Consider the following 14,267-nt stretch of genomic DNA (forward strand, 5'->3'; position numbering starts at 1 on the left):
CTTTCCGCTTTTCGGATAACCCAAGCGGAGAGAGCCGCCCGGCGAGCTAACCCAGCGAGCTAGCCTCTCACGTTTCGATGCAGCGCCATTACCACGCTCGCCACCTCTAGAGCTCTCGCGAGCACTCCCAGCCCGAGGCCGCTGCAGTAATGCCTGCCGGTCGCAAGCAGCAGCCGGCAAGGCACATTGGCGTTCAAAGTAGCAGGATCGCATCAGGCGATCATGGCGATCGCCTGCGCTCCTCTCACAGCGAACGCCGAACAAAGGCGATCATTACCTGCGCCGCCCGCCCCGCAAATTCCGGAGGTTTTCCTTCGTGTCCGCCTCGAAGTTGTCCGCAACGTCCTTCGGGATAATCTGCTTCCCCAACGGCACTCCGCCCGCGTCCTCCAGCTTCTGGCGGATTTCGCCGTTTTTCTTCTCTTTATCCAATCGCACCTCTTCATAATGCAATCCCGCCAACACAGGCGCCTTGAGCATGTCCGTCGATCGATTAATGTCGTTGCCTACTAAATATCCTTTAACCCCATCAATGCGCTTTTGCCGCTTGGCTGCCCCCTTGCCTTCTCCTTTGACTGTGCCCTCGCCTGCGCCCTTGGTCGCGCCCTCGCCTGCGCCCTTGGTCGCGCCCTCGGTTGCCCCCTTGGTCGCACCTTCGCCTGCACCCTTGGTCGCACCTTCGCCTGCACCCTTGGCCGCGCCCTCGCCTGCGCCCTTGGTCACCCCCTTGGCTGCGCCCTCGGCCACCCCTTTGGCGACCCCCTTGGCTGCGAGTCTGGCCGTGGGTCCACCGGCGGCACCCACCAGCGCCCCAGCCATGTTGATGCCGGCGAGTTCCCACGCCAGTTTCATGTCGCCGCCTTGCAGTGCAGTGTCGAGAACTTGTGCTGCCTGCGCTTCGCTCTCCAATGCCACCGCTCCTACATCCGCAATCTCGCCGATGATGGGGATGCCGTTCAGTGCACTGAGTCCCACGGAGGCCCAGTCCAAGATCTTGCTGTCCCACTTGAGGAACTCATGCAGTCCCTTGCCGAAGGTGCCGATGTCCTTTTTCTTCTGCTTGATCTCGGGTTGATCGGCTTTGCCCATCAACATGTCCGCGACCGCCTTCTTCTGGTCGGGCGATGTGGCCGCGTGCGTGGGCGATTTCTCCACGGCCTTGTTGGCGGCCGTCATATGATCGTAGAACTGCCGAAAATCCTTGTTGCTGATCTTGCCTGAGTCGACGACATGGCCACCGCCGAAGAAGCTGTGGGGCTTCTTGTAGCCAGTGATCGAATTGTTCAACAAGCCGAACAGCAGCGGGTCGCCCAACAACTGTTTGGCGGCGTCGCGCACGGCGGGGTCGGCTTTATCGTCCTTGACGATCGTGTCGAGCTTGTCGCGGGTCACCTCTTTGCCGTCGCCGAAGAAGGCATCCTGGTGGCTGTTGATGGTGTCGAGCGTTTTCAGTTCGGGGGCGGTCAGGTGCATCTGCGATGCGGATTTCTGCAGAAAATCCGGCGTACTCATCGAACCCGCGTCTCCCGCCAGCGCCTTCCACTGGTCCGGGTGCTCACGAAAATACTGCGCGGCGGCGATGACCTGCGGCGGGCACTTCTTGGTCTTGCTGTCGCCTTCGACCAGGTGCTTGAAGGCGTCCTGGTTCAGATCCTTCGGCAGATAGTCCGAGTAGCGATAGAGTTCGCGCATCGCGTCGCTTTCGGTCATGACCGTTGGCTGGGTTTTGTCCGGGCTGTCCGACGCCACATAGTTTTGCGTGTAGCCCTTGGCTTGCTTGTTGGCGTATTCCGCGACCTGCGCGTGGCCGGCCGAGAACTTGCTGAGATCGCCGGCGGTGATCTTGCCGCCACACTTGCCATCGCCCTGCGAGCCGATGGCAAAGAACAGCCGCGGATCCTTCTGCAGTTCGGTCAATGCCTTCTTCAGATCCGGCGGCGTCGCAGGATCGTTGATCTTCGCATCGAGATCGGCCCACGCGACCGGCAATTGGTCCTTGTGGCGATCGAGCGTGGTGACGATTTCCAATTCGTTCTGGGTGAGCGTCCCGTCTTTCCAGGTGACCGACGAGCCGTCCACCGCAGGTGGCAGGTCACGCCCCTTCATTTTTTCGGGATTATAGGTCGCGTTCTTTCCGCCCAGCTCACTCACCTGCGGATGGCGGTCGGCAAAGTCATAGAGATTGGCGGCAATGAGCGTGCCGTTGCATTTACCCTGGTCGTCGTGGTGGTGCTTGCCGTGGCCCTGAGATGCCATCGCGAAGAATAGCCCGGGGTCCTGTTGCAGGCCTTGCAGCGCTTTTTTCAGGTCCGGCGGAGTGGATGGATCGTTGATCTTTTCGTCGAGCTTGCCGAACTCGATCGGCATCATGTCGCGATGCTGATTGAGCGTGGAGACGATCTCAAGCTGGGACTGCGTGAGCGTGCCACCGTCCCATGTCACCGATGAACCTTCTGCCGCCGGCGGCGGAGTCGATCCCTTCAACTTTTCGGGGTTGTAGGTCGCGTTCTTCCCGCCCAGCTCACTCACCTGCGGATGGCGGTCGGCAAAGTCGTAGAGGTTGTCTGCGATGAGTTTGCCGTTGCACTTGCCCTGGTCGTCGCCGTGGTGCTTGCCGTGGCCCTGCGATGCCATGGCGAAGAACAGCCCAGGATCCTGTTGCAGACCTTGCAGCGCTTTTTTCAGGTCCGGCGGAGTGGATGGATCGTTGATCTTTTCGTCGAGCTTGGCGAACTCGATCGGCATCTTGTCGCGATGCTGATTGAGCGTAGAGACGATCTGAAGCTGCGACTGCGTGAGCGTGCCGCCGTCCCAGGTCACCGATGACCCCGGCATGGCGGGTGGCGCGGTGGCCCCCTTGATGTCCTTGGGGTCGAACGGGGTCGGCAGCGTCGGCCAGGACGTGCGTTTCTCGATCGGCTGGTTGGCTTGAATGTCGTCCGCTGAAGGCGTGGGCAACCCCGGAATGTCGTTGCCTGGCCCATTGATTGGCGTGTTGCCGTAGGTGGCGGCAATCAAGCTGTAAATCTGCTGCAAGAACAGGTTGTCCATCGCCAGCAACAGATCGGAATCATTCATGGCCGAATCGGATCCGGGCGCCTCCGGCGACGACGCGTCATCCGTGAGAGGTAGAAACAGACCGGCGGCACTCCCGGTCGAAAGCGTGTTGAGCGACATGTGCGGCCTCGCAATGGCAGAGCAGTGACAGAGCGGCTGCATATGAGTACATGCTCATACGGTCACACGGGCATGTCTCATGCGGCGAACACGAATGTTGCCATTCTCGCCAAGGGATGCATGCGCCGATGAACTATTTTGGCGAAAAAAGCGCAAGAAAGTGCGCGCGGGCGGCGAGCCTGCAAACCGAGGTAGAGGTAAGACACGCTGATCCATGGACGCGGGCACGAGACAATTGGCCGGATCGTTACCATTGGCTGCGCAGTGAATAGTCTGCAGACACGCCTATGAAGCCCGCGGATCGCCTGGCCGCAGCTCGCTCATTCCGCTGGAAGCGGAAGCTGCGCCAGCAACTTGTCCAAGGTGATCGGATACTCACGGACACGAATGCCGGTGGCGTTGTAGATGGCGTTTGCGATGGCCGGCGCTACACCTGTCAGCCCCAATTCGCCGACGCCTTTCGCCTTGAGCGGCGACATGGTGGGATCGACCTCGTCGATGAAATGCGCCTCCAGATGCGGAATATCGGCATGCACGGGCACTTCATAACCAGCCAGGTCGTGATTGACGAAAAAGCCCAAGCGGCGATCGACCGCCATCTCTTCCATCAGCGCGGCGCCGACACCCATCACCATGCCGCCGATGATCTGGCTTCTGGCAGTCTTCGGGTTGAGAATGCGTCCGGCCGCACAGACCGCCAGCAGGCGTCGCACGCGGATTTCGCCGGTGTAGCCGTTGACGGCCACTTGCGCAAAATGCGCACCGAAGGTCTGCTGGGCATAGCGCTCCTTCAAGCCAGCGAATTCCATCGCATCCTCGACCACGATGTCGTGCTGCTCTGCCGCGTGGCGCAAAGGCACGCGGCGCGTGCCGGCCGTCACCATGCCATCGGCAAACTGCGCCGCGTCCGCCTGCATGCCAAGCCGCTGGGCGATCGCGTGACGGAGGGCGACGCACGCTGCATACACGCCTGCGGTAACCGAGGCCGCGCCCTGCTGACCGCCCGACCCTGGCGTCTCCGGAAAGCTGGAATCGCCCAGGCGGACGACGACCTGCTGCAATGGCACGCCCAGCATCTCGGCAGCGGTCTGCGCCACGATGGTGTAGCTGCCTGTGCCGATGTCGGTCATGTCGGTTTCGATGGTCACCGTGCCGGTGCGATCCAGACGCGCACGCGCACCTGCCTTGGAAATCGGTGCACCGCGCACGGCGGCGGCCATGCCCATGCCGATCAGCCACTGCCCATCGCGCACGCTTGCCGGCCGCGCCAGCCGTTGGCTCCAACCGAAGCGCTCGGCACCGACCCGCAGGCACTCGACGAACGCGCGCGTGGAAAACGGCTTGCCCGCGTTCTCCGGATCCACCTGGGTGTCGTTGAGGATGCGCAGCGCAACCGGATCCAGCGCGAGCTGTTCGGCCAGCTCGTCCATGGCGATTTCCAGCGCCATCATGCCGGGCGCCTCGCCGGGCGCGCGCATCGCGTTGCCTTCGGCAAGGTCGAGCACGGCAAGGCGCACCTGCGTCATCCTGTTCGCACCTGCGTACAGCACGCGGGTCGAAAGCGTGGTGGGCTCGGTACGCCCGCCGGGCAGATTACCGGACCAGCTTTCGTGGCCGATGGCGGTGAGGCGCCCATCGCGTGTGGCGCCCAGCCTGACGCGCTGGATCGTCGCTGGCCGATGGATGGTGCTGTTGAACATCAGCGGCCGTTGCAGCGTCACCTTGACGGGTCTACCGACCGCTTTGGCGGCGAGTGCGGCCATGACCAGATCCGACTGGACCGTGCCCTTGCCCCCGAAGCCGCCGCCGATATACGGCGAGAGCAAGCGGATGTGCTGCTTGGGAATGCCGAGGATCTTGCCCAGATCGCGCCGGCCCCAGTTCATTTGCTGGATCGAGGTGCGGCAGGTGAGCTGATCGCCCTGCCAACTGGCGATGCTGGCATGCGGCTCCATCATCGCGTGCGCCTGGTCCGGCGTGGTGTAGCTGGCATCGACCTTGACCGGCGCGGCCGCGAAGGCCGCGGCGAAGTCGCCCACCGAGGTTTGCGGTGGACCGCCAAATGGCGCCTGCTGTGCGATCGGCGCACTGTCCAGCTGCTGCGCCAGGTCATAGCGGCCGGCCTCACGCACATACTCCACGCGCACCAGCGCAGCCGCCGCACGCGCTTGCTCGAAGGTGTCGGCCACCACCACCGCAACGGGCTGGTGATAATGCTCGACCTCGGGCGCGGCCAGGAAGCGCTGCACGTAGAACTCGCCGGTTGCCAGTGCCTGGGCGTTCTTGTAGGTGAGCACATGCAGCACGCCGGCAGCTTTCGCAGCGTCGGTCGTGTCGATGTGCGCAATACGCCCCTTGGCGATCGCGGCACCGACGATGTAGCCGTACGCCAGATCCTGCACGTTGTCATGCCACTCGTAGGCGTAGGGCGCGGTGCCCGTCACCTTGAGCGGGCCTTCGATACGGTCCACGGGCTTGCCGACCACCCTGAGCTGGTCGATGGGAGTGATGCCTGCCGGCGTGTCGAACTTCATTGAACGTATCTCCAGCGCAGCATGCGAAAGCTGCGTATCGGGCAGTGCGATCGCGTGCTGAAATTTCCCGGCGCAACAGTTGGCTCGGTTGCCAACAGGGCTGGGGATGCGCACACGAGCACATGGCCAGCTGTTGTACCAAACCCCAGGAGTGCCGACGCTGGTCGGGCCGGGATGCGCTCATGAGAATTTTTCAGCAATCACTTCATCGCGTTTGGGCACCAGGCGCAGGTCAGAGGTAACCATCGCAAGGCGCCTGTCCCGGAGCCTGCCGGAGCAGTCCTCAGCGTCTGCCGAACATGTGTTGGCGCTCCTCATCACTGAGGGGCTGCCCGGCATTCGGGTTGACCTGGTCTTTGAGCGCGTAAGCACGCTGCACTGACGGGCGTGCGGCAATGTCACCCTGCCAGCGCTGCAGATGCGGGAACGCGTCGTAATCGGGCTTCAGCTCGCCATAGACCTCGAACCAGGGATAGCTGGCCATGTCGGCGATGCCGTATTCGGCGCCAGCGACGAAGGCGTGCTCGGCCAGGCGTTGGTCGAGCACGCGATGCAATCGACGCACCTCGGCAGTGTAGCGATCGATGGCATAGGGAATGTTCTCCTGCGCATAGACGCTGAAGTGAGCCATCTGGCCGCTCATCGGACCAAGGCCACCCACTTGCCAGAACAACCACTCCAGAGCAACAAGGCGGCCGCGTGCGTCAGCAGGCAGGAACCGACCGGTCTTCTCGGCAAGATACAGAAGGATCGCGCCGGACTCGAAAACGCTCAGCGGTGCACCGCCATCGGCGGGAGCATGATCGACAATGACCGGCATCTTGTTGTTGGGCGAAATCCGCAGGAACTCAGGTGCGAACTGGTCGCCCTTGCCGATGTTGACCGGCTTGAGCGTGTAGTCCAGACCAGCCTCTTCCAAAAACAAGGTGACCTTGTGGCCGTTGGGGGTGGGCCAATAGTAGAGATCTATCATCGTCACTCAAGCTCAGTCAAAAGTCACAACGAGCCGTCCGGTGACATGCCCCTGGGCACTCAGGTCATGCGCCGCTGCAAGGTCCTGCAGTTGGAATGTCTGCGCTACCGGCAACGTAAAGGATCCCGCGACACAGAGTGCCGCAACCTGCTCCAGCACTTTCGTCGCGCTTTGCTTATCCATCGGCTCAAAGGAGGTCGTCACCCCGTACTGCGGTGCAGTGAGATCGGCGATCGACACCACTTTCGACGGGCTACCGGTGATTGCCACCAACTCCGGAATCATTCCAGAGTCGACCACATCGAGCGCGGCCTGTACCCCTTCGGGTGCGAGTTCGGCAACACGGTGGGAAAGACCCGGTCCGTAGGTGGTCGGGATCGCTCCCAACGAACGTAGATAGTCATGCTTTGGCTCGCTTGCCGTGCCGATTGTGCGGATACCAGCAACACGCGCGAGTTGAAGTGCGGCAGAACCCACGCCGCCAGCAGCACCGCTAATCAATAGCGTCTCCCCGGGCTTGACTCCCACCTGATCGATGATGCGTGCAGCCGTTTCGGCAGCGACCGAAAGGCCAGCCGCTTCTTCGAATGTCAGTGCTTCAGGCTTGGCAACCCACTCATCCAGGATGGCGTATTCGGCCATCGTATCGTTGCCCTTGCCAAACACGCTGCTGCCCAGCAGATCAGCCGGGACGCCTTCACCAACGGCATCGACAACGCCTGAAGCCTCGCACCCGCTTCCTGCGGGAAACGCAAGCGGCATCATTGCATGCATGTATCCGGCACGCAGTTTCCAGTCGATCGGATTGACTGCTGCCGCCTTGACCCGGATGCGAACTTGCCCCGGACCCGGCACTGGCTCATTGATCTGTTCGATCTTGAGGACCTCAGAGCCACCATAGGCGTGGAAACGTACTGCTTTCATGCGAGCATTCCTTGAAGACGTGAGTGAATGAAATGACAACCCGGAGGGCACCATGAGCTGAGCGCACCTACGAACTCCGGGATCCTGTCGACGCCGCCATTGTTCGCCCGCACAAACCAAGCGCATAGTCTCGAATACCTGGACATGATGTCTTGCAAATGGAACATCCCTTGGATATCGCAGCCCTCGCAGACTTCAACCTTGTCGTCATCCACGGGGGCTTCGGAAGCGCAAGCCGTGCCAGCGGGCAACCAAAGGCCACCTTGTCTCGTCGAGTACGTTCGCTTGAAGAGAGCCTTGGCATACGGCTTGTCGAGCGGGGCGGCCACACGCTACGGCTCACACCGGAGGGCGAAGTTCTCCACGCGAGAACGTCCGACCCCTTCGGCGAAATCGCCCAGGTGGTTGAAGAGTTGAAATCAGGCATCGGTCGGCCACGCGGCGTGCTACGCATCAGTGCGCCGCTGCTGTTCTCGCACATTGCCATGGGGCGCATCGGCGCCGCCTTCCTGCGCACGCATCCAGAGGTGCAACTGGAGGTGACTGCTGAAGACCGCCTTGTCGACCTGGTGGAAGACGGATACGACATCGTGATTCGCTTCAACCCTCCAACGGACGACAAGCTCGTCGGCCGGCGCTTTCTCAACGACCAATTGGTGCTGGTTGCTCCACCGGGCTTGAGTCGTCCTCAAGCCAGCGAAGCGGCTCCCTCCGGTGTAGAACTCCAGGTCATCACACGCATCGGCCGCAAGGTCATTCCTCCGTGGAAGGTCGTCGATAAAGATGGGCACATGTGCACCTATCTCCCCAGGCCGGTGCTCTGGTACTCGACGCCGCTCCTGATCAGAAACGCGGTATTGGCTGGTGCCGGCGCAGCAGTCGTGCCGCGGTCCGCCGTGGCGGAAGACATCGCCAGCGGGAGGGTTGCCGAATGGGGCGTCGTACAGGCACCGCCGCTCGAAGGCTGGGTGTTGCATGCGTCACGCCGCCTGGTGAGCCCCAAGGTGACCGCATTCGTCGAGTTTCTATGCGAGCATTTTTCCAAAGACACGCCCTAGCGGCTTCTGGTGTCGACGCATTTACGCTCAAAGAGCGAACAGCCGCTCTGCGTTTCCGTGGGCAATCAGCGCCTTTTCAGATACTCGCCTTGAGTTTGTTGAATGTCGCAAGAGGAGAGCAGTTGTAGCGAAAGAGACGCCATGGTAGAAAGCGGCTGTCGAAAGAGTGCTGACCGGATGGTAGCCCGGTCGCTATTCAAGTGAATGGCAACTCCTCCCGCCTCAGGGTATCCGCGACACCTCCCGCCCCGGCATGCCGGTAGCGAAGGTGTGGCCGCTGATGCCTGGTTCATCGTCGTCATACCTTCTCCATTTTTTAGCGAAGGATCCAAGACGATGAAACTCACACATAACACCATCCTCATCACCGGTGGCGCAACGGGGATTGGTCTTGCCTTGGCAAGGCGCTTCTCCGCCGACGGCAACCAGGTCATCATCTGCGGCCGCAATGCCTCCTCTCTTGCGCAAGCAAAGGCCGAAATCCCCGCCCTGATCACGCGCATCTGCGATGTGGCAGATCCAAATAGCCGCAACGCATTGACACAGTGGCTGCAGGACGAGCACCCCACCCTCAACGCCATCGTCAACAATGCGGGGATTCAGGTGCATCGCGACTTCATGGCCGACCCCGCGATGGACACCCTCGACCAAGAAGTGGCTATCAATTTCACTGCTCCCATTCACTTGATAAGCCATCTATTGCCTTTACTGCAACGGCAGACCAACGCTTATATCGTCAATGTCAGCTCTGGCCTGGCCTTTTCGCCAATGGCCGATGTCCCGGTTTACTGCGCCACGAAGGCTGCAATCCACTCGTTTACGCTCAGTCTGCGGCATCAGTTGAGGGACACCAATATCCGTGTGATCGAGATCGCTCCCCCTATCGTTGATACGGGTTTGGGTGGCAACACGCGCAGCGGAGGTGTCTCCAACAACATGATGGTCAGTGCAGAAGATTTCGTCGACGAGGCATTCGCGCAGCTTGACCAGGGTAAAGACGAGGTGCTTGTCGGCATCTCCGCAAGAACGCGCGAGTTGGGAGAAGCAATGTTCGATCGCATGAACAACCGCGCATAGTTCAACTTTGCAATTGAATCTGTGATCGCCTTTGATCGCGCTGAGCGAGTGGCGGTGATGTGGAGACGCGTCCGGGCTGATCATTAGAGAACTCGGCTATTTCCTGATGGCACGCAGGAATCACCTTGTAATGCGTGAGGAGCGTGGCCTTGCATATGCGAGGCCACGCTCTGTGTACTTGACGCTCAGAGGATCGGCTTGACCGCGTGAGACGCCCCTTCGATTTCCTCAATTCTTGAGTAAGTCTTGCCAATGACAAAGCAGCAATAGTCAGTGACCGCCCGCCGCAAACAGAACTTCCCAGTTAAAGAAGGGTCCGAACGGGATCACGTCCCAATCGATCAGGCCGGCCTTGGCCAGAGGGAACTCAGCGAGTGCGGACTTTGCAGCTGCTACCGAATCCGCCTCTGCAATGATCACGACACCGGGACGATCCTGTCGGAAGTAGATGTCACGAATAACGCCGTCCTTGTAGCGCTGCCAACTGTGCTGGACTTCTTCCAGCATATACGGCTTGTACTTTTCCAGGGTTGCACCCGGTTGCGGGATGTCGAGGCAAAGCAATCTCATGGTCAATGTCCTTGGTTGGTTGTCAGACGATTCAAGTGCTGCAAAAGCGACGGGTCGTCTCGGCAACACGGCGACCTAGGTACTCTGCCGTTCTGAGATCACTGGCAGGAGGAGCAAGCTCTGGAGCTTGGTCGTTGTTCGACTGCGTCATCACGCCAAGCCAACTCCCGAGGCGATTGAGATCGTCGACGCCTCCACTGCTGCTACTGTTCCCGGGCATTAGATCCAGACCCACCCAGATCATCCCGTGCTGCGCGGCAAACAACGCCATCGATATCAGGGAATTGAGTTTGTCTCCGTGCTGCGCACCAGAGTTGGTGAAGCCTGCCGCGACCTTGTCGCGCCACTTCATGCGCGTCCATGCCGCCTTGGTCGAATCTTCAAAGAACTTCTTCAACCTCGCGCTGATCATTCCGTTGTAAGTAGGCGATCCAAAAACGATCGCATCACTTGCTTCAAGCACCATCCAGTCGATCCTGTCATCGGCCACTGCAATCAGCCTGACATCGACCTCGTCAACCTCTCTGGCGCCCTTTGCCACGGCCTCAGCGACTCGGGCCGTATGGCCAAAACCGCTGTCATATACGATAGAAATCAGCATCTGCCTACCTGTCAATTTTGGTGCTGTGGTGCCTCCTCGCGCGGAGTCGACCGAGTCAGGCGCGTATTACTCATCTGTCTCCGGTGCATTCGATACGCACCTGCGGGACTATAAAGTAGAAGCCGAGCCAGCATTGGCGGCCATTTTTCCGGAGGATGCATCCGCATTTTCTACAATGGCAGCGACAAGGAGCTCGCGTAAGATCTATCCAGGATTCTACGAAGCAGCAGCGATGCGATGAGAGCAATACACTCACGAAGTAGGCCACCAGACAATCCACCAGACAATCCAATGAAGAACGATTTAGTACGACAACGTTTTTTTCCGGTATCCAGTGCGGAGCGGCCAGGATTTTCCACGGTCGTCATTTCTACTTCAGCCCCTTTTCTCCACAATCCGAGAACGCAAGGACCATCACGTGCGAAACAGATTTGATGGTGTGCAGTTGTTCGTCGAGGTTGTTGAGGCCGGAGGCTTCGCAAAAGCAGGCCAGCGACTCTCGCTCACGCGTTCAGCGGTGGGCAAAGCCATAGCGCGTTTGGAAGATCGGCTCGGCGTCCAGCTTTTTCAGCGGACTACCAGATCACAATGCCTGACCGAAGATGGTCAGCAGTACTACGAGCGCTGCCTTCGCGCGATAGAAGAGTTGCGGGTCGGAGAGGTCATGTTGGAGAACGGCCAACGCGAAGTGGCCGGCAAGCTTCGCGTCACCCTCCCCGTCCTGTTCGGCCGGCATTGCGTGGCGCCTATATTGCGCGCGTATGCACGGCAGCATCCCAAGCTGGAACTTGAGCTGCACCTGAGTGATCGCAGTGTGGATTTAATTGCAGAGGGCTTTGATCTGGCAGTGCGTAATGGAGGAGTAGCCAGCGGATCGTCATTGCGTTCTCGCCGCCTGATAAGTCAACGCAAGGTTCTGTGTGTCTCTAAGAACTACCTGGCGACACATGGTGAGCCGCGCACACTTGAGGATCTTGCAGACCATGCATTGCTTCCATACTTGCGTAATGGACAGGGTCTTGTCTGGCGTCTTCCAAATGCCGAGGGTGAGCTAGTCGACGTTGCGGTCAGCTCACGCATGCGCCTCAACGATCTTGAGGTGATTGCAGACGCAGCAACAGAAGGGATGGGGCTGGCGTGGCTACCCTACTGGCTGGTTCGGGAACGGATGCAGCGTGGAGCGCTTGTAGAAATCTGGGGAAATCGGCCAAGCACGGTCATGGAATGCAGCGCGGTATGGCCAGCCATGCATTACTTACCGCTCCGATCACGCCTGGCAATCGACCTGCTCGCCGTGGAACTTGGGAAGTGGAAGGAGGAATGAACCGTAGCGCGACTGCAGAGATACGCGAGTCCATGAAAGTCAAACCTGGCGTATGGCCCATGTACGCGGTCGCGATCAAAGAACAGCCGCGAGGCGGGGTCTTGTTTGACGAAGCTCACTCACACGATCAGCCATGAATCTGGCGCCCGAATCATCTCCAGCACTACAAATCAGAATGCCGATGAAAACAGATGAATCTTAATCGCGCAGACTTGGCCGACTTTGTCTATTTCCTGACAATTGCGCGGCATCTGAGCTTTAGCCGTGCTGCCACAGAGCTTGGGGTGAGTTCTTCAGCGCTGAGCCACGCCATCAAGGGACTGGAAACACGCCTGGCAGTCAGGCTTCTTCATCGCACCAGCCGCAGCGTCACGCTGACAGCTGCCGGCGAACAGCTGCTGCAGGCGATATCTGGGCCGTTTGGAGCCATTGGCGAGGCCATAGAGCTGCTGAACCAGCACAGGAATTCGCCCGCCGGCCGTATCCGGCTCAATGTCATCAACGATGCAGTGCCGCTCCTGCTCGGCCCGGTGCTACCGATCTTTGCGGAACGCTATCCCAAGGTGGAAGTCGATATTGTTTCGACCAATCGGATGATCGACATCGTCGAGGGAGGCTTTGATGCGGGGATTCGCTACGGTGGAACCGTGCCGGAAGACATGATTGCCCAACGGCTATCGCCGGACATCCGATGGGTGGTCGCCGGGGCGCCCACATACCTCGCACGCCATGGCATACCGCAGCATCCGCTCGACCTTCACCATCATCAGTGCGTGCGCATCCGGCTGGGCAATGACCGCATCTATCGCTGGGAACTCGAAAAAGACAGCGAATTCCTGACTATCGACGTGCCCGGGACAATGACGATTGACGACACCAGGCTAGGCCTGGCCCTACTCACAGGTGGGGCAGGATTGGTCTATGCGCCCGAGCCAGTGCTGGCTCCGTTGCTTGCGGCAGGCACTGCCCGGCTCGTGCTGGAGGACTGGGCCAGCCCTGGACCCGGCTTTCATCTTTACTACTCGAGCCGACGGCAACTGCCTACTGGCTTGCGCCTATTGCTCGATCTGGTCCGCGAGCTGGCTCCGCTCGGCACCTAAATACCTTGCGTTGTCACCAGCCCAAATTTTGCTTCGCGCGGGGTGCGCGATATGCGGTTCGCGTGCCCTGGTGGGCAGGCGCTCGGCAATGACATAGACACCTTCCTTGCTGACGATCCGGACGGCAGGGACTCATTGCGCGATCAGGAAGACCGCATAGATGTTTTCGGTGTAGGTGATGGTGCCGGTTAGCAGGCTTTCGCCTTGCGCACTGCCACCTCCGCTGGACGGCGCTTGCGGTGCTGGAGGTGACGGAGGCGACACGATGGACGCTGGCGTCGGCGATGCTGGGGCCGACCAAGTACCGGCCTGGATGCCGTACGAGAAGCTCGGTGCAACATCAGAAATGCTGTAAATCCCGGTCAAGCGCACGCCGTAAGCGGCGGCCAGACCTTGCGCCGATTCACGCGACTGCTTGGCTGCCTCACCTTTGAGGTCGGCACGCAGCCGCGCTACGTCGGCGTAGCTGCTTTGCAGCGAAAGCACTTGCACGTTCTCATTGGCATCGAGCCCACCAAGGAAAGCGCGCACATCCACCAGCGAGGTAAAGGTCCCGCGAATCCTGCGCTCTATTTGAGTGCCTGAGAAAACGGTTGTTCCATTTTCGTAGCGTGATTGCGGCGAGATCGACAGCGCCGATGCATAGAGCGAATCTTTCATGACACGATTGCGCTGCAGCCCCTGCAAGACCTGCCTTGCGCGGTCTTCGACGAACTTTCGCGCTACATCCGGCTGGATATCGGTCTTGACGACCTTGAGATCTAGGATGAAACGGTCCGGATCAACCGTCCGCGAAGCCTGGCCCTTCACCAGCAAATGCGGCTGCGACGGCAGGCTGTTGACCTGCGCTGTCGCGGCGAGCGGCAGCATCAACAGGCTTGCGAAAATCCAGAGGGCAACTCGCTTCATCGGGTTCTTCATTGATGAGA

Annotated in this window: 11 protein-coding genes; 4 read left to right on the forward strand and 7 right to left on the reverse strand. The window is 60.1% G+C overall.

The features are described 5' to 3' along the window. Positions 1-273: 273 nt before the first annotated feature. From AC1KVG_RS07945 to AC1KVG_RS07960, 4 genes are all read right to left on the reverse strand, one after another. Positions 274-3,177 carry an HrpF/NolX family T3SS translocon protein gene (locus AC1KVG_RS07945; protein ID WP_481094033.1) on the reverse strand — a complete coding sequence of 968 codons (2,904 nt, stop codon included), beginning with the start codon at positions 3,175-3,177 and terminating at the stop codon, positions 274-276. 320 nt (positions 3,178-3,497) lie between these two features. After that, positions 3,498-5,711, reverse strand: coding sequence for an aldehyde oxidoreductase molybdenum-binding subunit PaoC (gene paoC, locus AC1KVG_RS07950; protein WP_481094034.1), 2,214 nt, complete (start codon positions 5,709-5,711; stop codon positions 3,498-3,500). Positions 5,712-5,994: 283 nt separating this feature from the next. Beyond that, entirely contained in the window at positions 5,995-6,684 is a 690-nt protein-coding gene (locus AC1KVG_RS07955; protein WP_481094035.1) for a glutathione S-transferase N-terminal domain-containing protein, read from the reverse strand. 12 nt (positions 6,685-6,696) lie between these two features. Then, positions 6,697-7,608, reverse strand: coding sequence for an NADP-dependent oxidoreductase (locus AC1KVG_RS07960; RefSeq protein ID WP_481094036.1), 912 nt, complete (start codon positions 7,606-7,608; stop codon positions 6,697-6,699). A gap of 158 nt (positions 7,609-7,766) precedes the next feature. Between AC1KVG_RS07960 and AC1KVG_RS07965 the strand changes: the two genes are divergently transcribed. Together AC1KVG_RS07965 and AC1KVG_RS07970 are read left to right on the forward strand one after the other, a co-directional pair. Beyond that, positions 7,767-8,666 carry a LysR family transcriptional regulator gene (locus AC1KVG_RS07965; protein ID WP_481094037.1) on the forward strand — a complete coding sequence of 300 codons (900 nt, stop codon included), beginning with the start codon at positions 7,767-7,769 and terminating at the stop codon, positions 8,664-8,666. 336 nt (positions 8,667-9,002) lie between these two features. Next, entirely contained in the window at positions 9,003-9,743 is a 741-nt protein-coding gene (locus AC1KVG_RS07970) for an SDR family oxidoreductase (RefSeq protein ID WP_481094038.1), read from the forward strand. Positions 9,744-10,013: 270 nt separating this feature from the next. On the opposite strand, the gene AC1KVG_RS07975 is transcribed toward AC1KVG_RS07970, so the two are convergent. Both AC1KVG_RS07975 and AC1KVG_RS07980 read right to left on the reverse strand, forming a co-directional pair. Continuing rightward, complete coding sequence (locus AC1KVG_RS07975; protein WP_481094039.1) at positions 10,014-10,313, reverse strand: YciI family protein; 300 nt, start codon at positions 10,311-10,313, stop codon at positions 10,014-10,016. Between the two features lie 31 nt (positions 10,314-10,344). Further along, positions 10,345-10,914, reverse strand: coding sequence for a flavodoxin family protein (locus AC1KVG_RS07980; protein WP_481094040.1), 570 nt, complete (start codon positions 10,912-10,914; stop codon positions 10,345-10,347). Between the two features lie 418 nt (positions 10,915-11,332). On the opposite strand from AC1KVG_RS07980, the gene AC1KVG_RS07985 reads away from it, so the two are divergent. Both AC1KVG_RS07985 and AC1KVG_RS07990 read left to right on the forward strand, forming a co-directional pair. Beyond that, complete coding sequence (locus AC1KVG_RS07985) at positions 11,333-12,238, forward strand: LysR family transcriptional regulator (protein WP_481094041.1); 906 nt, start codon at positions 11,333-11,335, stop codon at positions 12,236-12,238. A 191-nt stretch (positions 12,239-12,429) separates the two neighbouring features. Beyond that, a complete protein-coding gene (locus tag AC1KVG_RS07990; protein ID WP_481094042.1) occupies positions 12,430-13,338 on the forward strand; it encodes a LysR family transcriptional regulator in 909 nt (302 codons plus the stop codon). A 132-nt stretch (positions 13,339-13,470) separates the two neighbouring features. Here AC1KVG_RS07990 and AC1KVG_RS07995 read toward each other — a convergent pair whose 3' ends face one another. Beyond that, a complete protein-coding gene (locus AC1KVG_RS07995) occupies positions 13,471-14,247 on the reverse strand; it encodes an SIMPL domain-containing protein (protein ID WP_481094043.1) in 777 nt (258 codons plus the stop codon). Between the last annotated feature and the right edge of the window lie 20 nt (positions 14,248-14,267).

It is taken from the genome of Xanthomonas sp. NCPPB 3959, assembly GCF_056675575.1.